General features: G+C 73.5%; 20 protein-coding genes and 1 pseudogene. 5 read left to right on the plus strand and 16 right to left on the minus strand.

All coding sequences use genetic code 11. The features are described from left to right. Positions 1–9 precede the first annotated feature (9 nt). The 7 genes and pseudogenes from LTT61_RS09595 to pgsA all read right to left on the minus strand — a co-directional run bounded on the left by LTT61_RS09595 (position 10) and on the right by pgsA (position 6010). A complete protein-coding gene (locus tag LTT61_RS09595; RefSeq protein WP_233019582.1) occupies positions 10–1668 on the minus strand; it encodes a serine/threonine-protein kinase in 1659 nt (552 codons plus the stop codon). A gap of 46 nt (positions 1669–1714) precedes the next feature. Then, on the minus strand, positions 1715–2059 hold the full coding sequence (locus LTT61_RS09600) for a histone-like nucleoid-structuring protein Lsr2 (RefSeq protein ID WP_233019583.1): 345 nt from the start codon (positions 2057–2059) through the stop codon (positions 1715–1717). 88 nt (positions 2060–2147) lie between these two features. Then, complete coding sequence (pspM, locus tag LTT61_RS09605; RefSeq protein ID WP_233019584.1) at positions 2148–3017, minus strand: phage shock envelope stress response protein PspM; 870 nt, start codon at positions 3015–3017, stop codon at positions 2148–2150. Between the two features lie 52 nt (positions 3018–3069). Beyond that, the gene (locus LTT61_RS09610; protein ID WP_233019585.1) at positions 3070–3903 is read right to left on the minus strand and encodes a PspA/IM30 family protein; all 834 of its coding nucleotides are present in this window, start codon (positions 3901–3903) and stop codon (positions 3070–3072) included. 489 nt (positions 3904–4392) lie between these two features. After that, a pseudogene (locus tag LTT61_RS09615) lies at positions 4393–4731 on the minus strand (helix-turn-helix domain-containing protein); the annotation flags it as partial. A gap of 224 nt (positions 4732–4955) precedes the next feature. After that, positions 4956–5456, minus strand: a complete 501-nt coding sequence (locus LTT61_RS09620; RefSeq protein WP_233019586.1) for a CinA family protein — start codon at positions 5454–5456, stop codon at positions 4956–4958. Further along, the gene (pgsA, locus tag LTT61_RS09625) at positions 5453–6010 is read right to left on the minus strand and encodes a CDP-diacylglycerol--glycerol-3-phosphate 3-phosphatidyltransferase (protein WP_233020934.1); all 558 of its coding nucleotides are present in this window, start codon (positions 6008–6010) and stop codon (positions 5453–5455) included. Before pgsA ends, LTT61_RS09620 begins: the two co-directional genes overlap by 4 nt. 221 nt (positions 6011–6231) lie before the next feature. Here pgsA and LTT61_RS09630 point away from each other — a divergent pair, with 221 nt between their 5' ends. Both LTT61_RS09630 and LTT61_RS09635 read left to right on the plus strand, forming a co-directional pair. Beyond that, entirely contained in the window at positions 6232–6801 is a 570-nt protein-coding gene (locus LTT61_RS09630) for an amino-acid N-acetyltransferase (protein ID WP_233019587.1), read from the plus strand. An 11-nt stretch (positions 6802–6812) separates the two neighbouring features. Further along, positions 6813–7097, plus strand: coding sequence for a YciI family protein (locus tag LTT61_RS09635; RefSeq protein WP_233019588.1), 285 nt, complete (start codon positions 6813–6815; stop codon positions 7095–7097). 92 nt (positions 7098–7189) lie between these two features. On the opposite strand, the gene LTT61_RS09640 is transcribed toward LTT61_RS09635, so the two are convergent. The 3 genes from LTT61_RS09640 to LTT61_RS09650 all read right to left on the minus strand — a co-directional run bounded on the left by LTT61_RS09640 (position 7190) and on the right by LTT61_RS09650 (position 11684). Further along, positions 7190–8203: a TerC family protein gene (locus tag LTT61_RS09640; RefSeq protein ID WP_233019589.1), complete on the minus strand. Its 1014-nt coding sequence runs from the start codon at positions 8201–8203 to the stop codon at positions 7190–7192. Positions 8204–8315: 112 nt separating this feature from the next. Further along, positions 8316–10970: a DNA translocase FtsK gene (locus LTT61_RS09645; RefSeq protein WP_233019590.1), complete on the minus strand. Its 2655-nt coding sequence runs from the start codon at positions 10968–10970 to the stop codon at positions 8316–8318. Between the two features lie 90 nt (positions 10971–11060). Continuing rightward, entirely contained in the window at positions 11061–11684 is a 624-nt protein-coding gene (locus tag LTT61_RS09650; RefSeq protein WP_233019591.1) for a TIGR03085 family metal-binding protein, read from the minus strand. Positions 11685–11777: 93 nt separating this feature from the next. On the opposite strand from LTT61_RS09650, the gene LTT61_RS09655 reads away from it, so the two are divergent. Continuing rightward, positions 11778–12161, plus strand: coding sequence for a DUF4189 domain-containing protein (locus tag LTT61_RS09655; RefSeq protein ID WP_233019592.1), 384 nt, complete (start codon positions 11778–11780; stop codon positions 12159–12161). An 11-nt stretch (positions 12162–12172) separates the two neighbouring features. Continuing rightward, the gene (locus LTT61_RS09660) at positions 12173–12739 is read left to right on the plus strand and encodes a hypothetical protein (RefSeq protein ID WP_233019593.1); all 567 of its coding nucleotides are present in this window, start codon (positions 12173–12175) and stop codon (positions 12737–12739) included. 80 nt (positions 12740–12819) lie between these two features. Here the strand turns inward: LTT61_RS09660 and LTT61_RS09665 are convergent, their stop codons facing one another. Then, on the minus strand, positions 12820–14973 hold the full coding sequence (locus LTT61_RS09665; protein ID WP_233019594.1) for a ribonuclease J: 2154 nt from the start codon (positions 14971–14973) through the stop codon (positions 12820–12822). Continuing rightward, positions 14970–15878 carry a 4-hydroxy-tetrahydrodipicolinate synthase gene (dapA, locus tag LTT61_RS09670; protein WP_233019595.1) on the minus strand — a complete coding sequence of 303 codons (909 nt, stop codon included), beginning with the start codon at positions 15876–15878 and terminating at the stop codon, positions 14970–14972. Before dapA ends, LTT61_RS09665 begins: the two co-directional genes overlap by 4 nt. Before the next feature lie 177 nt (positions 15879–16055). Here dapA and LTT61_RS09675 point away from each other — a divergent pair, with 177 nt between their 5' ends. Then, positions 16056–16541, plus strand: coding sequence for a hypothetical protein (locus LTT61_RS09675; protein ID WP_233019596.1), 486 nt, complete (start codon positions 16056–16058; stop codon positions 16539–16541). Here LTT61_RS09675 and LTT61_RS09680 read toward each other — a convergent pair. From LTT61_RS09680 to LTT61_RS09695, 4 genes are read right to left on the minus strand one after another with little or no spacing between them, the layout of a single operon-like run. Next, on the minus strand, positions 16493–17740 hold the full coding sequence (locus LTT61_RS09680; RefSeq protein ID WP_233019597.1) for a winged helix-turn-helix domain-containing protein: 1248 nt from the start codon (positions 17738–17740) through the stop codon (positions 16493–16495). The genes LTT61_RS09675 and LTT61_RS09680 overlap by 49 nt on opposite strands. Positions 17741–17771: 31 nt before the next feature. Then, positions 17772–18794: a hypothetical protein gene (locus tag LTT61_RS09685; protein WP_233019598.1), complete on the minus strand. Its 1023-nt coding sequence runs from the start codon at positions 18792–18794 to the stop codon at positions 17772–17774. Then, positions 18787–20058, minus strand: coding sequence for an ATP-binding protein (locus LTT61_RS09690; protein WP_233019599.1), 1272 nt, complete (start codon positions 20056–20058; stop codon positions 18787–18789). The genes LTT61_RS09685 and LTT61_RS09690 overlap by 8 nt, the downstream gene beginning before the upstream one ends. Further along, positions 20055–20729 (minus strand): response regulator transcription factor, encoded by a 675-nt coding sequence (locus tag LTT61_RS09695; RefSeq protein ID WP_233019600.1) that lies wholly within the window; start codon positions 20727–20729, stop codon positions 20055–20057. Before LTT61_RS09695 ends, LTT61_RS09690 begins: the two co-directional genes overlap by 4 nt.

A 20729-nucleotide genomic window follows, 5' to 3' on the forward strand; every position in this document is an offset into this window, starting at 1 on the left:
CGGCCCTCCTCAGAGCGGGGCGCCGGCGAACCAGCGGTCGTAGACGTCCCGGCCGCCGCGGCCGCCGGAGGCGCCGACCGTGCAGAAGCTGCGGGCGGGGTCGTCGAAGGCGATGTCGAGCAGGCCGTAGCCGCCGGTGGTGTCGGTGGCGTAGCGGAGGCTGCCGGTGCCGCTCGGCCTGGTCCAGCGCTCTTCGTGCAGGGCGGCGTAGCCGCTCCCCGCCCGGGTGTAGGTGACCGGGCGGCGGGTCGGGTCGCAGCGGATGTTGACGTTGAAGCCGTCGTCGGTCTCGGCGGGGCAGTGCAGCCAGGCGCCGCGGTCGTCGTTCAGCGCGCAGCGCATGCCGAGGTAGCCGGTGCCCTCCGGGTCGGCCGGGACCAGGCCGGGGAACGCGCCGGCGATGTAGGCGGCACTGCCCCACGCGGACGTGGGCGGTGCCGTGGTCGTCGGTTGGCGGGAGGTCGGCGGCACGGTGGTGGCCGTCGTTGTCGCGGGGGTGGCGGTGCCGGTCGGGTCGGAGCGGGTGAAGACAACGAGCGTCGTCGCGGCCAGGATGCCGAGCAGCACGAGGGCGCCTGCGGCGACGGGCCAACGGCTCCGCCTGCCAGGCGCGGAGCCGGGAGCCTGCTGCGGCCCGCTCACGAAAGCACCGCCGGGAGGCGGGCCGGTGGGGGCGCCCGCGGCCGGGGGTCCGGGAGCGGGACGCCCCGACCCGGCCGCGCTCCCCGCGCGATAGGCAAGCGGTGAACCGGTACTGCCTTCCGGCCCCGCCGCCGAGAACCCGGACGACATCGAAACCCCGGAAGGGGGCACGCCATCGGCCCCCGCGGGGCCGAGCGCGGCCACCGCTGCCTCCGCCAGCGCCCCGCAGCTCGCGAACCGCTCCCCCGGCTCCTTCGCCATGGCCTTTGCGATCACCGCGTCCAGCGCGGGCGGCAGCGCGGGGTTCAGCGCGGAGGCGCGGGGCGGGGGCTCGAAGAGGTGCGCCGCCATGGCGGCGGCCGGCTGCCGCGAACCGAACGGCTTTCCGCCGGTGAGCAGCTCGAAGAGGGTGCAGCCGAGCGAGTACACATCGGCGCGCCGGTCCACCGGGCCGCCGGTGAGCAGCTCCGGCGCGGCGTAGGCGAAGGTGGCCAGCACCGAGCCGGTGACGGTGAGCGAGGTGGGCGCGTCGAGCGGCCTGGCGATGCCGAAGTCGGTGAGCCGGACGACGTCGTTCCCCTCGTCGTCGACGGCGACCATGATGTTGGCCGGTTTGACGTCGCGGTGCAGCAGGTCGTTGCGGTGCGCGGCGTCGAGCCCGCGCGCGGCGGCCGCGACGATCCGCACGGCGCGCGCGGGCGGCAGCTCGGCGGGCCCGCGCCGGATCAGCTCGGCGGCGTCCACCCCGTCCACGTACCGCATGGCGATCCAGAGCGTCTCGCCCTCGGCGCCGCGGTCGTAGACGGCGACCACGTTGGGGTGTTCCAGGCGGGCGGCCAGATCGGCCTCGCGTTCGAACCGGGCGCGGAACTCCGGGTCGGCCCCGAGCCCGGGGTCGAGCACCTTCAGCGCGTCCCGCCGCGGCAGCCGCGGATGCTGGGCGAGGTACACCGCGCCCATCCCACCGGCCCCCAGCGGGCGCAGGACGCGATAACCGGCGAATATCTCGCCAGGGCGCAGCACCACGAAACGACCTCCTCCCGGACTGGAGGATACCTACTCCGCGGCGTTGTCAGGTGTGCGCGGGATGCGCCGTCCGGTAGGCCGCGACCACCTCGTCCGGCACCCGGCCGCGCGAGGAGATGTCGAAGCCGTTCTCCCTGGCCCAGCGCCGGATGGCGGTGGCGTCCTCGCCCGCGCGCCCGGCGGCGGGCTGCTCGCCCGCCCGCCTGCGGCGGCCGCCGACCCGGCGGGCGTGCCGCACCCACTCCCCGAGCTCGGCGCGCAGGCGCTCGGCGTTCGCCGACGACAGATCGATCTCGTAGGTGACGCCGTCGAGGCCGAACACGATGGTCTCGTCGGCCGCCGACTCCCCGTCGAAATCGTCGACCGTCGTCACGACCACCCGCTGCGCCATAGTTTTCCTGTCCTTCTGCCGAAACCGTTCGGAGACAGGACATTACACACCCGTGCCGCCCGATGCCCGGTAGCCGCGCCGGAAAACGCTACCGGCCGTGCGGCGGAAGGGGGGCGCGGCCGTCGTCGGCGAGCTCGGTGAGCGCCTGCGCCCAGCCGTCGAGGCGGTCCGCGGCGTGCCTGAGGTCGGCGACGATGAGATCGAAATTGTAGTGCACCACACCGGTTTCCGGCACCGCGAGCAACCCGCCCGCTGCGGCGACCAGCTGCTCGTACTCCGCCACCCCGGCGTCGAGCCGGGTGACCGCGGCGCGGACGGTGTCGCGCAGCGAACCCGCGGTCGCGGGGTTGGCCTGGCCGATGGCGTCGGCGGCCTGCTCCATGGCCTGCACGTCGGTGATCAGCGCGGCGAGCGCCGCGGCGCCGGAGCCCGCGGTCTCGCGCAGGTCGGCGAGCTCGTCCAGCGGGAGCCGTCCGGTGCGCGCGATCTGGGTGACCAGCGCGTGCAGGGCCCGCTCGGCCCGGTCCAGCCTGCCAGCGGCGGTGCGGGCGGCGGAGCGCGGCGGCGGCAGTTTGCGCGGCCGGTAGGCGGCCTGCGGCAGCGGGAGCTGCCGCAGCTGCAGGTAGCGCCGCGCGCTGATCGCGCCGCCGGTGACCAGCGCCACCGCGCCGCCGCCGAGCACGACGACGGCCCAGACCGGCGCGGAGAGCACGGCCAGCCCGACCGCGCCGACGGTGGTGAGCCCGCCCGCGGTGCCGAGCCGCAGGCTGGTGCGCCGGGCCCGGCGCCGCTTGCGCAGCTCGCGCTCCCTCGGGTCGGCCCAGCGCCGCACCGCCACCAGGGCGTTCTCGCCGATGTCCCGCAGCGTCGCCGCCGCGGGCGCCGGGACCTGCTGCACGGCGGTGGTTTTCGCGCGGCCGAGCCACGTCGGGCCCGGCTCGGGCTGCTGGCGGCTCATCGGGCCGGCCTCCCCTTCTCGGTCGAACCGCACCGGCCGGGCCGGTGCGGGCTCACTGCTGGGCGGTCTGCCCCTTGTTCAGGTCGGCCTGCTGCACAGCCGGATTGGGCTGCGGCTGGGCCTGGCCGACGGCCGGGTTGGCGCCGCCCGCCGGCAGCGACTCGCCGCGCATGGAGGCGCGGATCTGCTCCAGCTTGCTGTGCCCGGCCATCTGGACGCTGGCCTGCTGCACCTCGAGCATCCGGCCCTGCACCGTGTTCTGCGCGAGCTCGGCGGAGCCGAGCGCGTTGGCGTAGCGGCGCTCGATCTTCTCCCGCACGGCGTCCAGGCTCGGGGTGCTGCCCGGCGCGGAGAGCGTGGAGTCCATCTGCTGCAGCGAGGCCGAGACCTGCTCCTGCATCTTGGCCTGCTCCAGCTGGCTGAGCAGCTTGGTGCGCTCGGCGACCTTCTGCTGCAGCAGCATGGCGTTCTGCTCGACCGCCTTCTTGGCCTGCGCGGCCGCCTGCAGCGACTGGTCGTGCAGCACCTTGAGGTCCTCCACCGACTGCTCGGCGGTGACCAGCTGGGCGGCGAACGCCTCGGCGGCGTTGGTGTACTGCACGCCCTTCTCGGTATCGCCCGCGGCGATGGCCTGGTCGGCGAGCAGCACGGCCTGCCGTGCGTTGGCGTTCAGCTTCTCGACCTCGTCGAGCTGCCGGTTCAGCTTCATCTCCAGCTGGCGCTGGTTGCCGATCACCGATGCGGCCTGCTGGGAGAGCGCCTGGTGCTGCCGCTGGGCCTCCTCGATCGCCTGCTGAATCTGGACCTTGGGGTCGGCGTGCTCCTCGATCTTGGAGTCGAAGAGGGCCATCAGGTACTTCCAGGCCTTCGCGAACGGATTAGCCATCGGTTGATCCCGCCTCCATCTGACGCGCCACGTCGCGACGCGGCTGCGGTGCGCGACCGTCACGCACCCGTTGTCGGTTCCTATCCTCCACCATGTGGAGCCCGGATCCACCGCGACCGGGCACCCCGAATCTAGTCGCAGACAGCGTCCGCGCGCAGTGTGCGGCGCCGATCACCAGCTGTTCACCAGGGCGAGGGCGTCGCCGCGCGGGGCCGGGATCACGATCCTGGTCTCCACCGGGAGCGGGCGGCCCGCGCCCGGCGTCATCACCACGCTGCCCGGCACGATCGCGTCCGCGCCGGGGAGGTCGGCGGCGTCCGGTGCGCCGACCGCGTCCGGGCCGGTGCCGATCCCGGCCGGAACCGGGACCGCCTCGTCCGGTGCCTGCCACGCGGGCGGGTCGTCCGGCGCGGCGCGCGTGGCCGACATGGTGGCGCCCGCCGGGGCGGCGGCGGCCTCCGATCCGGCGCCGCGCTCGGCACCGGAGTCGGTGAAGCCGGCCGGCTCGGCGCTCCGGTCGGCCGCGGGCTCCCGGCCCGGCTCGGCGGGGGCGCCGGCCAGCACCGGCTCCAGCTCGCCGAGCGGCCCGAATCCGTCGGCGTCGGCCATGATCGTGCTCACGTCCCAGAGCACCCGGGAGAGCGGCACGTCGAGCGCCGAGCAGATGGCGGCCAGCAGTTCACTGGAGGCCTCCTTACGCCCGCGCTCGACCTCGGAGAGGTAGCCGAGGCTGACCCGGGCCGAGGTGGACACTTCGCGCAGGGTGCGGTGCTGCGCGAGACGCGCACGCCGCAGACTGTCCCCGATCGCCTCTCGCAGCAGCGTCATGTCGTACTCCTCTTCCTCGCACACCGACCGCCACCTCCCCGCGCGGCTCGCGGAGCCGGTGGCGGCGCGGCCGGACCTCCGGCGCACACCGTTCTCTGGCACAACGCGCCGCGGCGCCGATCGGTTCCCGCGTTCGCTCCGGGTTCACCCGGATTTCACGGCGCGAATCCGCCCGGCGCGGCTCCGGGTTCTCCCGGGTCACCACTGGTTTCCCGGACCCGGCGTCAGGACCGCTCGGCGGCCAGCACCGTGCGCAGCAACTCCTCGACCGCCGCGCGCGTCGCACCGATTCTGATGGTCCACCGGTCACCGGCGAGTTTCAACCGCTGGGTGGTGATGTGCCCGGCGCCCGCGACCGCGAGGAAGACGGTGCCGACCGGCTGCCCGCCCTGCGGGTCCGGCCCGGCGACCCCGGTGAGGCCGACCCCCCAGTCCGCGCCGCAGCGGGTGCGGGCGCCGACCGCGAGCTGCTCGGCGGTGCCGGCGGCGACCGGGCCGAGCCCGGCCAGCAGCTCGGCGTCGACGCCCGCCAGGGTGTGCTTGAGATCGGTGGCATAGACCACGAGCCCGCCGCGCAGGACGGTGCTCGCGCCCGGAACGCCCGCCAGGGCGGCGGTGAAGAGCCCGGCGGTCAGCGATTCGGCGGCGGCGACGGTCTGCCCGGCGCCGCGCAGCGCGGCGACCAGCTCGGTGGCGCCGACCACGGCCAGCGGATCGCCCGTCACGATTCCCTGGCCCGCCCCGGCCCGGCCAGCCAGACCCGGACCGCCTGGCCCACGTAGTCGAGCCCGGTGGCGACGGTGAGCACCAGCGCCAGATACATCAGCACCATGCCCGCGGTCTCGAAGGCACCGCTGAGCGGGAGCAGCAGCACGCCGATCGCCAGCGTCTGCACCAGCGTCTTGAGCTTGCCGCCGCGCCCGGCCGGGATCACCCCGCGCCGGACCACGACCAGCCGGAGCAGCGTGACGCCGATCTCCCGCCCGCAGATCACGATGGTGATCCACCAGGCCAGGTCGCCGAGCATGGAGAGGCCGACGAGCGCGGCGCCGACCAGTGCCTTGTCCGCGATCGGGTCGGCGAGCTTGCCGAAATCGGTGACCAGGCCGTACTTGCGGGCCAGCTGCCCGTCGAAGCGGTCGGTGATGGCGGCGACCGCGAACAGCACGGTGGCGCCGATCCGCCAGCCGGTGTCGTGGCCGTCGGCGGTGAAGAGCGCCAGCACGAACAGCGGGACGATCGCGATCCGCAGCATGGTGAGCATGTTCGCGATGTTCATCAGCGGCACGGCGGGCTCGTGCGGCACGTGACCCTCCTGCGGCGCGCGCTGATAGCCGGGGCCGACGACGGGGGTGCTCCACCCCCGGTCGATCTCCTCGGGCTGCGCGCTCACGACGGCCCCTGGCCCGCGGATCGCACGCGGCGATACCGGGAGCGGACGGGTCGGATGCGCGGCACAGGATCAGCCTATCGGTAACTGCCCCCGCTACTGTTCACCCCATGACTTCTCGGGCACCGACCGGTGCTTCCACCAGCGACGCGAACTCCGTCGCGCCTCCCGGCGCGCCCGCTTCCGCCGTGGTGGTGCGCCGAGCCCGCACCGCGGACGTGCCGGGGATCAAGGGGCTCATCGATGTCTACGCGGGCCGCATCCTGCTGGAGAAGAACCTGGTGACGCTGTACGAGGCGGTCCAGGAGTTCTGGGTGGCGGAGCAGGACGGCAGGCTCGTCGGCTGCGGCGCGCTGCACGTGCTCTGGGCGGACCTGGGCGAGGTGCGCACGGTGGCGGTGCACCCGAGCGTGAAGGGCCACGGCGTGGGCAAGCTCATCGTGCGCAGGCTGGTCGAGGTGGCGCGGGAGCTGGGGCTGCACCGGGTGTTCGTGCTCACCTTCGAGGTGCCGTTCTTCGCCGGGCACGGGTTCGTCGAGATCCACGGCACGCCGGTGACCGCCGAGGTGTACGCGGAGATGTGCCGCTCGTACGACACCGGCGTGGCCGAATTCCTGGACCTCAGCTACGTGAAGCCGAACACGCTCGGCAATACTCGGATGCTGCTGACCCTGGATTGAGGAGATCGCCCGTGCCCACCTTCGCCGTGCACTACACCTACTCCGACGGCACCGTGCCCGGCCGCGATGTCCATCGCGCGGAGCATCGGAACTGGCTGGGGTCGCTCGTCGACGCCGGGAGTCTGCTCACCAGCGGGCCGTATCCCGACGGGTCGGGGGCCCTGCTCATCTTCCGCGTCGAGACCGAATCGGAGCTGGGTGATCTGCTCGAGCGGGATCCGTTCGCCCGCGAGGAGCTGATCGACGCGGTGCGCGTCGCGGAGTGGTTGCCGGTGCTCGGCGCGTTCTCGGACTGAATCTCGCGTCCGAGGGGTGCGGCGGGGGCGGCACACCCGACGGTGTGCCGCCCCCGCACCCCTGCTGGGGCTGCTCCGGCCCGCTTCAGCGGCTACTTCGGCTCCACCGCCTCCGGTTCCTCCGCGCGCGGCTTCGCGGTGCCGCGGGTGCGGAGGAGGCTGGCGACGGTGGCGACCGCGAGGATGCCGATGATCACCGAGAGCGAGACCGGGGTGGAGATCTCGGGGACGGAGACGTGCTCGCCGCCGTTGATGAAGCCGAGCGTGTTCTCGTGCAGCGCGTGCAGCACCAGCTTGACGCCGATGAACGCCAGGATGGCGGAGAGGCCGTAGGAGAGGTAGACGAGCCGGTCCAGCAACCCGCCGATCAGGAAGTACAGCTGGCGCAGCCCCATGAGGGCGAAGGCGTTCGCGGTGAAGACCAGGTACGGCTGCTCGGTGAGGCCGTAGATCGCCGGGATGGAGTCGAGCGCGAAGAGCAGGTCGGCGAAGCCGATGGCGAGCAGCGCCAGCAGCATCGGGGTGACCACGCGCTTGCCGTCGATCCGGGCGAGCAGTTTGTCGCCGTGGTAGTCGTCGGTGGTCGGCACCAGCTTCTTGGTGATCCGGACGATCGCGGAGTCCCGCTTCTCCTCGGTCTCCACCTCGTGCCCGCTGTCCTTGAGCAGCTTCGCGGCGGTGTAGATCAGGAAGGCGCCGAACAGGTAGAACACCCAGCTGAAGGCGCTGATCGCGGCGGCGCCGACGGCGATGAAGCCGCCGCGCATCACCAGCGCCAGCACGATGCCGATGAGCAGCACCTTCTGCTGGTACTTCCGCGGCACCGCGAAGGTGCTCATGATGATCAGGAAGACGAACAGGTTGTCCACCGAGAGCGCCTTCTCGGTGACGAAGCCCGCGTAGTACTCACCGGCGTAGGTGCCGCCCCACTGCCAGGCGACGAAGCCGCCGAAGAGCAGCGCGATCCCGATATAGACAGCGGACCACGAGCCGGATTCCTTGAAGGTCGGCTCGTGCGGTGTGCGCACGTGCGCGAAGAAGTCGAAGACGAACAATCCCAGGATCACCACGATGGTGATCACCCATACGAGTCCGGTCACCTGCATGCGCGGGTCCTGTCGACGGCGGCGGCGGTCATGGCACCCAGCATGCCCGAATTGTCCGAGGTTTGCCGCAAGGCAGCGGAACCGGGTGCTTCGTCACATCGGACGGTACACCTCAGTCCGCGTCGGCCGGCTCCGGATCGCCGCCGCCACGGATGGCGAACAGCACGCCGTCCAGCTCGTCCGGCTTGACCAGAACATCCCTGGCCTTGGAGCCCTCGCTCGGCCCGACCACGCCCCTGGTCTCCATGAGATCCATCAGCCTGCCCGCCTTGGCGAAGCCGACCCGCAGCTTGCGCTGCAGCATCGAGGTGGAGCCGAACTGCGAGGTCACGACCAGCTCCACCGCCTGCAGCAGCACGTCGAGGTCGTCGCCGATATCGGCGTCGACCTCCTTCTTCTCGCCTGCCTTCGCCGCGGTGACGCCCTCGGTGTACTCCGGCTCGGCCTGGTTCTTGGCGAACTCGACGACGGCGTAGATCTCCTCGTCGGAGATGTAGGCGCCCTGCAGCCGGGTCGGCTTGCCCGCGCCCATCGGCAGGAAGAGCCCGTCGCCCATGCCGATCAGCTTCTCCGCGCCGGGCTGGTCCAGGATGACGCGCGAGTCGGTGAGCGAGGAGGTCGCGAAGGCCAGCCGGGAGGGAACGTTCGTCTTGATCAGGCCGGTGACCACGTCCACCGAGGGCCGCTGGGTGGCGAGCACCAGGTGGATGCCTGCCGCGCGGGCCTTCTGGGTGATCCGGACGATCGCCTCCTCGACGTCGCGCGGGGCGGTCATCATCAGGTCGGCGAGCTCGTCCACGATGGCCAGGATGTACGGGTACGGCCGGTACACCCGCTCGCTGCCGAGCGGGGTGGTGATCGCGCCGGACTTCACCTTGCGGTTGAAGTCGTCGATGTGCCGCACCTTGCTGGCCTGCATGTCCTGGTAGCGCTGCTCCATCTCCTCGACCAGCCAGGCCAGCGCGGCGGCGGCCTTCTTGGGCTGGGTGATGATCGGCGTGATCAGGTGCGGGATGCCCTCGTAGGGGGTGAGCTCGACCATCTTGGGGTCGATCAGGATGAGCCGCACCTCCTCCGGCGTCGCCCGCTGCAACAGCGAGACCAGCATGGAGTTCACGAAGCTCGACTTGCCGGAGCCGGTGGAGCCCGCCACGAGCAGGTGCGGCATCTTGGCCAGGTTCGCCGAGACGAACTCGCCCTCGATGTTCTTGCCGAGCCCGATCACCAGCGGGTGGTGGTCGCTGCGGGTGGAGCCGGCCTTGAGCACGTCGGCCAGCCGGACCAGCTCACGGTCGGAGTTCGGCACCTCGATGCCGACCGCGGACTTGCCCGGGATCGGCGCGAGCAGCCGGACGTTCTCGGTCGCCACCGCGTAGGCGATGTTCCTGGCCAGCGCGGTGATCTTCTCGACCTTCACGCCGGGGCCGAGCTCCACCTCGTACCGGGTGACCGTCGGGCCGCGGACGAAGCCGGTGACCGCCGCGTCGATCTTGAATTGCACCAGCACCTCGGTGATCGCCTCGATCATCGATTCGTTGGCGGCGCTGCGCTTCTTCGGCGGGTCGCCGTCGGTGAGCAGCGAGAGCGGCGGCAGCGTGTAATCGCCCTCGATCACCCGGTCGGCGACGAACTCCGGCTCGGCGGGCGGCGGCGGGGTCTGGTCGACCGGCTTCGGGGCGGCGCGCCTGCGGGCGGGCCGCGGGGCGGGCTCGGGGTCGAGCGGCGGCTCGATCGGCTTGGCGTCGCGCAGCGGCGGTTCGCCGAGCAGCTCGGTGGGCGCGGAGGAGCCGGGGAACTCGTCGGTCGGGTAGTTCTCGGCCGGGGTGCGGCCGCGGCGGCGGCGCGGGCGCGCGGGCGGGTCGTCGTAGCCGGGCGGGTCGAGCGTGCCGTAGCCGGTGTCGAAGGGGTGCGCGGCGTCGTAGTCGGTGTACTCGTCGCCGCCGGACTGGGTGCCGAAGTAGCGGCGCAGCACGTCGGGCACCTCGCGCACGGTGATGCCGGTGAGCAGCAGCACGCCGAAGGCGATGCAGAGCACCAGGATCGGGGCGGCGAGCCACGGGGTGAGCCCCTGGCCGAGCGGGCCGCCGGTGACGAAGCCGAGGAAGCCCGCGGCCCTGGAGCGGCCGTGCGCGTCGGTGGGGGCGCCCGCGGCGAGGTGCCAGAGGCCGAGGAAGGGCAGCCCGACCAGCAGCCCGCCGAGGACCAGGCGGGGCCGGATCTCCGGGCGCGGCTCGGTGCGCATGAGGATCACCGCGACGGCCGCCGCGCCGAACGGGACCGCGGCGGAGGCGGAGCCGCCCACCGCGCGGATCACCGTCTCCACCCAGCGGCCGACCGGGCCGCCCGCGGAGAGCCAGACGGCGGCGGCGACCACGGCCGCGAAGGCGAGCAGCCCCAGCGCGATGCCGTCGCGCCGGTGGCCGTGGTCGATATCGCCCGCCTTGCTCACCGTGCGGGTGGCGGCCCCGACGCCGCGCGCCAGCATCGACCAGCCGCCGGTGACGGCGCGGGTGAGGACGGCGAGCGGGGCGGTGTTCGAGCGGGCCCCCGCCGGACGCCTGGCCGGGCGGCGGGCGGCACCGGCCCGCGCGGTCGCGCCTGCCCGGGCGGTGGCGCCCGCGCGCGGCGTGCTGCGTGCCCTCGGGGCCGGCGCCGCTGCCCGCGGCACCCCGGAAGCGGCGGGCGCGGAACCGGTCCGGGGAGCCCGCCCCCGCGCCGATCCCGCGCGCGGCCGAGCCGACGTGGTGCTGCGGGGCTTACCTGCCATGGCCCCAGGCTAGCCCCAAATACCCCGCGGAAACCATCCGCAACACTGTTCCCGCGCGTCTCGTGCGCCGGTCACGCGGTGGTTCGCCGCCTAGAGGGAGCGGTCCAGAGCGAGGACCGCGCGGACCGAGTCCTCGGGACCGGAGGTCTCGATCCGCACCTTGTCGCGCCCGAAGGCGTGCAGCAGCAGCTCGGCGGGCGCGCCGAGCAGGACCACCGGCTCCCCGGAGCCCGAGCCGATCCGCGCCTCGTCCCCGTCCGGGGTGCGCAGCACGATCGGCGCGGGCGACTTCCGGTAGGCCATCTTCCCCATACGCCGCACGGTCTTCCAGAGCTGCCGCTGCTCATCGCCGGGAAGTTCGCGTGGCTCCCACGTCTCGCCCCCGCGGCGCACGTCCTCGTGGTGCACGAAGTACTCGGCGAGGTTGGCGACGGCGTCGATCGGCTTGAGCGGCGACCACCACGGCGGGCCGGTGCGCACCTCCTCCAGCAGCTCGGGGAACGGCCGCTCGGCGGCACGCGCCTGCACCCGCTCCAGCCGCGGCGCGAGCGCCTTGATCATGATGCCGGGCGCTGCGTCCGGCCTGCGCTCCCGCACCACCAGGTGCGCGGCGAGATCACGAACGCTCCAGCTGCCGCAGAGCGTCGGTGCGTCCGGACCCGCGGCCGCCATCGTCGCCACCAGTTCGCGGCGTTCCTTCTGTGCCATGCTCATCCTGCCGAAGATACCCAGCGCGCGCCGCACTGTGTATTTTGTTGCTTCGGTCCATCGGGTCGTGGATCTTCCGGACAGAAGGGCAACTCCCCCGTGAAAAAATTCGTCTCCGGCGTCGCCGTCGCCGCCGCGGTCGGCTCCGCGCTGACGCTCGGCGCTCCCTCCGCACACGCCGTGCAGTCCTACTACGGCGCGATCGCGCTCTCCCCCGGCACCGGGCTGATCGGCTACTCCTACGACTACGCCGACGTCGACCAGGCCACCGCGAAGGCGCTGGCCAGCTGCGGCGCCGCGGACTGCGAGTCGCTGGTGTGGTTCGCCAACGGCTGCGGCGCCGTCGCCTACTCGGAGCGCACCGCCACCTGGAGCTGGGCCTACGGCGCCTCGCGCCGCTCCGCGCAGTCGCTGGCGCTCAACGAGAACTACTCCGACGCCACCATCGTGCACTGGAACTGCACCTCCAACCACAGCAACTGACGGGGAACACCGTGAAGCACCCTTTCCGCACCGCCGTCGCGGTGCTCCTGACCACGGCCGCCTGCACCCTCGCGGTCGGCTGCAGCAGCTCCTCGGACGACACGGCGTCGGACAGCACCGTCGCCACCGCCACCCGCGACGCCGATGCCGGCCAGGCACAGGGCGGCAGCGACAACGGCACCAAGGCGACCGGCGCCGCGCCGACCACGGCGGCTGCGCCTGTGCTGGCCAAGCCGACGGTCGCCGAGCTGAACGACCGGCTCACCAAGGCCTTCGACCCCGCGGTGCCGAACGCCGAGAAGACCAGCTGGATCCAGAACGCCGAGCAGGACCCCTACCTGGTGCAGAACCTGGTGGCGGCGGCCGAGCGGGAGAACGTCACCGTGAAGGTGACGAACGTGCAGGAGCCGGCGGGCGGCAAGGTCAAGGCCGACGCCGACGTCTCGATCGGCGGCACGCCGGTGCAGAACGCCTTCATCGAGTTCGTCTCCGAGGGCGGGCAGTGGAAGGTCTCGAACACCTTCGCCTGCAACGTCGTCAAGAGCGCGAAGATCGAATCGGCCGCCTGCGAGGGCTGAGCCGAGGCACGAGAAGAGCCCGCCGGAGATCTCCTCCGGCGGGCTCTGTCGTCTCGGTGGGGCTGAGTCGTCTCCGTGGGTCAGACGCCGATGACGGTGGGGATGATCATCGGGCGGCGGCGGTAGACGTCGGCCACCCAGCGCCCGACCACCCGGCGCACGCTCTGCGCGATCCGGTGCGTGTCGGTGACGCCCTCGCCTGCCAGCCGCTGCAGCTCGGCCTCGACCAGCTCGGCCGCCTGGGCGAGCGCGCCCGGGTCGTCGGAGAAGCCGCGGCCGCTGAGCTCCGGCGGGCTGACCGTCTTGCCGGTGTCCTGGTCGATGGCGACGGTGATCGAGATGAAGCCGCCCTCGCCGAGCACCAGCCGGTCCGACAGGGTGGATTCGCCGACGTCGCCGACGGAGAGGCCGTCCACGTAGACGTGGCCGACCGGCACCCGGCCGACGATGGAGGCGATGCCGTCGACCAGGTCGACGACGACGCCGTCCTCGGCCAGCACCACCCGCTCCTCCGGCACGCCGGTCGCCACCGCCAGCGCGGCGTTGGCGCGCAGGTGCCGCCACTCGCCGTGCACCGGCATGGCGTTGGTCGGCCGCACCGCGTTGTACAGGTAGAGCAGCTCGCCCGCGGAGGCGTGGCCGGAGACGTGCACCTTGGCGTTCTGCTGGGTGATCACCTTCGCGCCGAGCCGGGCGAGGCCGTTCACCACGGTGAAGACCGAGTTCTCGTTGCCCGGGATGAGCGAGGAGGCCAGCACCACCAGGTCGTCGGCGCGCACGTTGATCTGCCGGTGGTCGCCGCGGGCCATCCGGGAGAGCGCCGAGAGCGGCTCGCCCTGGGACCCGGTGGAGATCAGCACCAGGCGGTCGCCGGGCAGGCTCGCGGCGCCGTCCATGGTGACCTCGACGCCGGAGGGGACGGTCAGGTAGCCGAGGTCCTGGGCGATCTGCATGTTGCGGACCATCGAGCGGCCGACGAAGCAGATGCGGCGACCGTAGCGCTGGGCCACGTCGACGACCTGCTGGATCCGGTGCACGTGGCTGGCGAACGAGGCGACGATCACCCGGCCGCGCGCCTTGCCGATGACGGTGTCGAGCACGCCGCCGATCTCGCGCTCCGGGGTGACGAAGCCGGGCACCTCGGCGTTGGTGGAGTCGACCAGGAAGAGGTCGACGCCCTCGTCGCCGAGCCGGGAGAAGCCGGCCAGGTCGGTGAGCCGGTTGTCCAGCGGGAGCTGGTCGAGCTTGATGTCGCCGGTGTGCAGCACGACGCCCGCCGGGGTGCGGATGGCGACCGCGAGCGCGTCCGGGATCGAGTGGTTGACGGCGAAGTACTCGCAGCCGAACGGGCCGTGCGTGGTGTGCTGGCCCTCGGTGACCTCGACCAGCTTCGGGTGCAGCCGGTGCTCGCGGCACTTCGCCGCGACCAGCGCGAGGGTGAAGCGGGAGCCGATCACCGGGATGTCCTGGCGCAGCCGGAGCAGGAAGGGCACAGCGCCGATGTGGTCCTCGTGGCCGTGCGTGAGCACCACCGCGACCACGTCGTCCATCCGGTCCTCGATGGGCCGGAAGTCCGGCAGGATCAGGTCGACGCCGGGCTGCTGGTCCTCCGGGAAGAGCACGCCGCAGTCGACGATCAGCAGCTTGCCGCCGAACTCGAAGACGGTCATGTTGCGGCCGATCTCGCCGATGCCGCCGAGCGCGAAGACGCGCAGGCCGTTGCGCGGGGCCTTCGGCGGCGTGCCGAGCCGGTCCTGCGCGGCCACGACCGGCTGGTCCGGCGCGGGCTCCGAGCGACGCCCGGCCGGCCTGCCGCGGGTGTTGCGGCGGTTGCCCTGCCGGTCGTTGCGGCCGCTGTCGCGCGCGGCGGGCTCGGCGGCGGGGGCGGCGCTCTCACGGCTCGCGGAGCCGCCCGAACGGTCTGTTCGCTCGATCGTCTCGGCACCCGCATCCTCGGCCACCGGCCGCCCGCCGGACGGGTCACCCTTCGCCGCGGCCACCGCGCGCCCTCCGGTGCCGGTCGCCGCGTCGGCGCGGCCGGGATCGGCGGCGGCAGGCGCGGTGTTCGCGCTACCGGTGGCGGCGCGGCTCGTCGCGTCGCCCTCGGCTACCGCTGCCGCCGCCTCGGCGGCGGCGTCGATCTCCGGAGCGGCGCTCTCGGTGACCGGCCGCTCACTCTCCGGGAGCGGCGGGCCCGCGGTGCGGCTGGCGGAACGTCTCCGTGGTCGGCTCATACAAGTACCCCCGCGGCCCGCAGATCGCCGGCCAGCTCGTCGAGTTGGGCGGTGGATGGCATGAGCTGCGGCAACCGCGGCTCACCCACGTCCACGCCGAGCAAGCGCAGCCCGCCCTTGGTCATCGCCACGCCGCCGAGGCGCGCCATGGCGTTGTTCAGCCCGATCAGATCGGCATTGAGCTGCCGGGCCCGCACCACGTCACCGGCCGTGTAGGCGGTGAGCAGGTCGCGTAGCCGCTCCGGCACCAGGTGCCCGATAACGCTGATGAATCCGGCCGCGCCGACCGACAGCCAGGGCAGGTTGAGCGCGTCGTCACCGGAGTACCAGGTGAGCCCGGTCTCCGCGATCAGCCCGGCGCCCATGTTCAGGTCGCCCTTGGCGTCCTTCAGCGCGACGATCCGCGGGTGCTCGGCGAGCACCCGGATGGTGTCCGAGGCGATCGGCACCACCGAGCGCGGCGGGATGTCGTACAGCGTGACCGGCAGGTCGGTGGCGTCGGCGACCGCGGTGAAGTGCGCGACCAGCCCCTCCTGGGACGGCCGCGAGTAGTAGGGCGTGACGACCAGCAACCCGTGGGCGCCCGCCCGCTGCGCGTTGCGCGCCAGGTGGATCGAGTGCGCGGTGTCGTAGGTGCCCGCGCCCGCGATCACGGTGGCGCGCTCGCCGACGGCGTCGACGACGGCGCGCAGCAGATCGGCCTTCTCGGACTCGGTGGTCGTCGGCGACTCGCCGGTGGTGCCGGAGACGGCGAGCAGGTCGACGCCGCGGTCGACCAGGTGTGCCGCCAGCGCGACGCCCGCGTCGACGTCCAGCTTCCCCTCGGGTGTGAAAGGGGTCACCATGGCGACGCCGACCGAGCCGGACGCCCGGAGCGGGGTGGGCGTCGTTTCACCGTTCCTCATGGTGAGAAAGGCTACCCGGTCGCGCTTGCGCGCTCGACACCCTCGTCCGGCCACCGGTGTGCCGCGCCGCCGCCGGACGCGCGAACCGGCCGCACACCGACTCGCCGACATCACGGCGACGCCAAGTGATGTCATCGCTTCCTTGCCATGACACCGCTGAGACGCCATGCTGGTGTCATGGATCTCGACAGCTACACCGCCCGCCTCCGCGCCGACCTGGTCGCCGCGGCCGCGCTCGGCGACGAGAAGACCCGCGCCACCGCCGAGGCGCTCGCCACCGCCGTGGAGAGTTCGGCCCGGCTGATGCTGCTGGCCGCGCTCTCCGACCTGGCCGCCGAGGTGAGCACGGCGCTCGGCGACCGCACGGTGCACGTCTCGGTGCGCGGCGCGGACGCCGCGGTCGACGTGCGCCCGGTCGCCAAGGACGGCACCGGCGCCCCGCCCACCTTCGAGGAGATGACCGGCGATATCAGCCGGGTGACGCTGCGCCTGGTGGAGCAGCTGAAGTCGCGCGCCGAGGAGGCCGCGGCGCAGAGCGGTCAGTCGCTCAACTCCTGGCTCTCGCACGCGGTCAGCAACACCCTGCGCGACCAGATGCGCGGCTACGGCGGCGGCTACGGCACCGGGCCCAGCGCCAGGCCGGAGCCGCGCGCCGACAGCTGAGCCAGCTGCGGCATCAGGTCGCCGCGATCGCCGAGCACCACGTCGTCCAGCTCCAGCCAGTCGGCCATCTCGCGCAGCGCCCCGGCCAGCGCGGCCGCGGTGTACGGGGTGGCGTGGCCGGGCTCGGCGAAGGCGGCGGGCACCAGCAGCCGCCCGCTGCCGCGCTCGGCGCGCAGGTCGACCCGGCCGACCAGCTGCCCGTCCAGCAGGAACGGGAAGACGTAGTAGCCGTGCACCCGCTTCGCCTCGGGGGTGTAGATCTCGATCCGGTAGTGGAAGCCGAACAGCCGCTCGGTGCGCGGGCGGCAGAAGACCAGCGGGTCGAACGGGCAGAGCAGCGCGGCGCCTTCGATCCGGCGCGGGGCGGGGGCGCCCGCGCGCAGGTAGCCGGGGCGGTCCCAGCCCTCGACGGCGACCGGGATCAGCTCACCCGCGTCCACCAGCTCGGCGATGGCCGGTTCGGTCTGCTTGCGCTGCATCCGGTAGTAGTCGCGCAGGTCGGGTTCGGTGCCGACGCCGAGCGCGGTGGCGGCCCGGCGCACCAGCTCGCGCACCGCCTCCTCGCGCGGTACCGCGCGGGCGTGCAGCTCGGGCGGGATCACCCGCTCGGCCAGGTCGTAGTACCTGGTGAAGCCGGAGCGGTGGCTCACCGAGAGGGTGCCCGCCGCGAAGAGCTGCTCGCAGATGGTCTTGGTGTCGGTGAGATCCCACCAGGAGCCGCGCGGGCGCGGCTTGTCCAGCTCCAGGTGCTTCTCGATCTGGGTGGCGGTGGCGGCGCCGACCTCGGTGAGCACGTCGACGATGTCGGCGCCGAGGGTCGGGTTGCGCTCCACCACCCGGCGCATCCCGGCCCAGCGGCCGTGCTCGTACTCCGCCATCCGCCAGCGGAACAGCGGCCAGTCCTCGACCGGGATCAGCGCAGCCTCGTGCGCCCAGTACTCCACCAGCCTGCGCGGGGTGCGCGCCCGGTGCCGCCAGATCGCGTCGTCCAGCACCGAGCGGTCGTAGCCGCCGATCCGGCTGAACACCGGCGCGTAGTGCGCCCGGACCACCGCCGAGACCGAATCGATCTGCAGCAGCTGCGTTCTGGCGAGGACGTCGAGGACCGTCCTGCGGGTGGTGACGGCGGGCCTGCGCCGCCCGAACCCCTGGGCCGCCAGCGCCGTCCGGCGCGCGACGGCCGCACTCATCGTCCGCATGCCGCGCAGGATCTCACGGGGGTCCGACAGGTCAGGTGGAGACCCGGACGGCACCGGCCGCGTCGATCTCGATCCGCCGGTCCCCGGCGCCCGCCGCGGCGAGCACGGTGGCCAGCACCCGGCGCCCCATCGGCAGCACCCGCACGGTGACGGTGCCGTCGGTGGCGGCGTCCAGCTCGCCCGCGGCGGCGTCGACCACCCGCTCGCGCACCCACCGCGGCACCCCGGCGAAGCCGCCGTCGTCCAGCAGCACCACCTCGACCCCGCGCGCCCGCGCGCCGCGGGCGGCGGCGCTCAGCTCGTCGGTGACCAGCTGCGGGGCGCGCAGCCCGTCCCTGAGCTCGGCCTCGAGCAGCCTGCACTCCTCGCGGTCCCGCCCGTTCAGGTCCGCGCCCGCGGCGATCCGCTCCAGCATGGGCCTGGCCAGCCGGTCCAGCCGGGCGAGCTGCCGATCGCGCTCGCCGTTCTCGGCGGCGAGGGTGGCCTCGGCGGCGGCCCGCAGCGTCGCCTCCTCGCGCAGGGTGTGCAGCGAGCGCTGGGTCGGCCGCATGACGGCGGCGAAGAGCGAGACCCCGGCCACGGTGCCGATCGGCACGACGGTGCCGACGAAGGAGCCGCCGGTCATCCCCTCGGCCGCGGCCAGCACCGCGATCACCCCCGCGGTGGCGGCCACCCCGATCCAGGCGGCGCCGAGCCTGCCGCGCAGGACCAGCAGGGCGAGCACGTAGGAGGCGGCGAATGCGGTCGAGACCTGCGGGGTGTCGCCGCGGTTCGGCAGCCCGGTCATGGTGAGCACGGCAGCCAGCGGGGCGGCGAGCACCACCAGCGCGGTCGCGCTGACGGGCAGCGGGTCGACCGGGATGACCAGCACCAGCAGCCCGGCGGCGGCCAGCGCGAGCAGGGCGAGCAGCGCGGGCACCGGCGGCGACCCGGCGAAGTTGCGCACCATGTAGAGCACGATGATGGCCTCGAAGCCGACCAGGAAGAGCCAGGCGGCGCCGTCGCGCAGGCCGAGCAGGTCACGCAGCGCGAAATCGGTGTCCCGGTCAGCCATCGTTGCCCCACACCAGCGTCACGGTGGTGCCGCCGCCGCGATGTGATTCCACGAAGCCGGCGCCGCCGGGGAGCCTGCTCATCCGGCCGAGGATGCTGACCGCGACGCCGAGCCGGTCCGGCGGCACGGCGCCGGGGTCGAAACCGGCGCCGTCGTCGCGCAGCACCACGCGGATCCCGCCCGCGCCGATCGTCACGGTGACGGTGCGGCGCACCGCGCGGCCGGGAACGGTGGCGTGCCGCAGGCTGTTCCGCGCCGCCTCGGTGAGCGCGGCGGCCAGCGTCACCGCGGCCTCCAGCGGCATATCCAGGTCGCCGCCGACGCCGGGGCGCTGCGCGCCGAACTCGATCTCCGGGTTCACCTCGTGCACCGCCGAGCGCAGGAAGCCGATGGCGGACTGCGCGTCCAGCCGGTCCGGCGCGATCCCGCCGCCGCGCACCGCGTCCAGCTGCGCGATCGTGCGCTGGGCCTGCTTGTGCAGCACGCTCGGCTCGGTGCAGCCGCCGCGCGAGGCGTCGAGCAGCGTGGAGAGCACGGCGTCGTGGATGAGCGCGGCGAAGCGGGCGCGCTCCCGCTCCCTGGCCGCCGCCCCGGCCACCGCGGCCGCGCGCCTGCCCTCCAGCGCGGACTCCCGGTCCACCCTGGCCGCCGCCGCCCGCGCGTAGATGACGCACCAGGCGAAGAGCGCGGCCAGCCCGCCCGACCTGGCCACCGCGTTGCCGAAGGCAGCCGGGGTGACCTCGGGCAGCACCGCGGCATTGGCCGCCGAGATCAGCACGCAGCCGAGCACCAGGTACCCCACGGCGAGCGAGAGCCGCCAGGAGAGCGCCGCCGCCAGCACGCCGAGCACGAGCACCCGGTACAGCCAGATCTGCTCCGCCCCGGTGGCCAGCACCGGGTAGGTGCTCGGCACCATCAGCGCGGCCGCCAGGAAGCTCACCGCCGCCACGGCGGCCGTGCGCTGGATCGCCCTGCGGTTCATCGCCACCGACACCACCGCGAGCACCGGGAACAGCCCGAAGGCGAGCACCACCGTGGCCAGCACCCGGCCGGGGTCGGCGCCGCGGCTCTGCTCCGCGATCTCCGGCAGCTCGATCAGCCCGACGATCACCCCGGCGATGCCGACGCTCAGCCCGAGCCTGCGCAGGATGCGGTCGGCGGCGGGCTCGGCGGCCGGGCCCGCCGCGATCGAGAGCAGCCCGCGGACCCAGCGGCCCGCTGGCACCCGGACGGAATCGACGGCGGCGATGGCGCCCGGGGTCATGCCCTGCTGTTGCGCTCGGGCATCGGGAGCCAACCGTCCTCCACCGCGCGCTTGTACAGGTCGGTCTTGGTCGGCGCGGGTCGCCCGGCGTCGGCGTACTTCTGCCGGATCCGGCCCAGGTAGTCGTTGACGGTCTGCTCGGAGAGGCCGGTCAGCCGGGCCACCCGGGATGCCTTCTCGCCGGAGGCGTAGAGCATCAGCACCTCCTCCTGGCGCGGGCTCAGCCCGACGTCGGAGAGCTGCGGGTCGCCGTCGATGGCGGCGGCCCAGTCGGTGGTCACCACCTGTTCGCCGGAGGCCGCGCGGCGCACCGCGGCCACCACGGTCGGCACGTCCTCGGACTTGCGCAGCACCCCGAGCACCCCGGCCCGCGCCGCGGAGCGCACCAGGAACGCGTTGTCGGCGCCGGTGAAGACCAGCACCTCGATCCCCCGCCCGCGCAGCGCGCGCACGTTGTCCTCCGGCACGGAGCCGTCGGCGAGCCGCAGATCCAGCACGGCGAGGTCGAGCTCCGCTGTCGCGGAGAGCAGTTCACCCACGGTGCCCGCGGTGTGCACCAGATCGAGGTCGGGTTCGGGGGCCAGCATCGCCGCGAGGCCGATCGCCACCGATTCGTGGTCCTCCACCAGCCCGATCCGCCGGGCCGGTGCGCCGTCCTCGCCCCAGGTCAC

This window comes from Nocardia asteroides, from assembly GCF_021183625.1.
GTDB classification, from domain to species: Bacteria; Actinomycetota; Actinomycetes; order Mycobacteriales; family Mycobacteriaceae; genus Nocardia; species Nocardia asteroides_A.

Coding starts and splice junctions, on each gene's coding strand:
- LTT61_RS09690 (WP_233019599.1), bottom strand. CDS start 20,058: ATGACCCCGGGCGCCATCGCCGCCGTCGATTCCGTCCGGGTGCCAGCG.
- LTT61_RS09645 (WP_233019590.1), bottom strand. CDS start 10,970: ATGGCAGGTAAGCCCCGCAGCACCACGTCGGCTCGGCCGCGCGCGGGA.
- LTT61_RS09630 (WP_233019587.1), top strand. CDS start 6,232: ATGACTTCTCGGGCACCGACCGGTGCTTCCACCAGCGACGCGAACTCC.
- LTT61_RS09685 (WP_233019598.1), bottom strand. CDS start 18,794: ATGGCTGACCGGGACACCGATTTCGCGCTGCGTGACCTGCTCGGCCTG.
- dapA (WP_233019595.1), bottom strand. CDS start 15,878: ATGAGGAACGGTGAAACGACGCCCACCCCGCTCCGGGCGTCCGGCTCG.
- LTT61_RS09640 (WP_233019589.1), bottom strand. CDS start 8,203: ATGCAGGTGACCGGACTCGTATGGGTGATCACCATCGTGGTGATCCTG.
- LTT61_RS09600 (WP_233019583.1), bottom strand. CDS start 2,059: ATGGCGCAGCGGGTGGTCGTGACGACGGTCGACGATTTCGACGGGGAG.
- pspM (WP_233019584.1), bottom strand. CDS start 3,017: ATGAGCCGCCAGCAGCCCGAGCCGGGCCCGACGTGGCTCGGCCGCGCG.
- LTT61_RS09675 (WP_233019596.1), top strand. CDS start 16,056: ATGGATCTCGACAGCTACACCGCCCGCCTCCGCGCCGACCTGGTCGCC.
- LTT61_RS09650 (WP_233019591.1), bottom strand. CDS start 11,684: ATGAGCATGGCACAGAAGGAACGCCGCGAACTGGTGGCGACGATGGCG.
- pgsA (WP_233020934.1), bottom strand. CDS start 6,010: ATGAACATCGCGAACATGCTCACCATGCTGCGGATCGCGATCGTCCCG.
- LTT61_RS09610 (WP_233019585.1), bottom strand. CDS start 3,903: ATGGCTAATCCGTTCGCGAAGGCCTGGAAGTACCTGATGGCCCTCTTC.
- LTT61_RS09665 (WP_233019594.1), bottom strand. CDS start 14,973: ATGAGCCGACCACGGAGACGTTCCGCCAGCCGCACCGCGGGCCCGCCG.
- LTT61_RS09680 (WP_233019597.1), bottom strand. CDS start 17,740: ATGCGGACGATGAGTGCGGCCGTCGCGCGCCGGACGGCGCTGGCGGCC.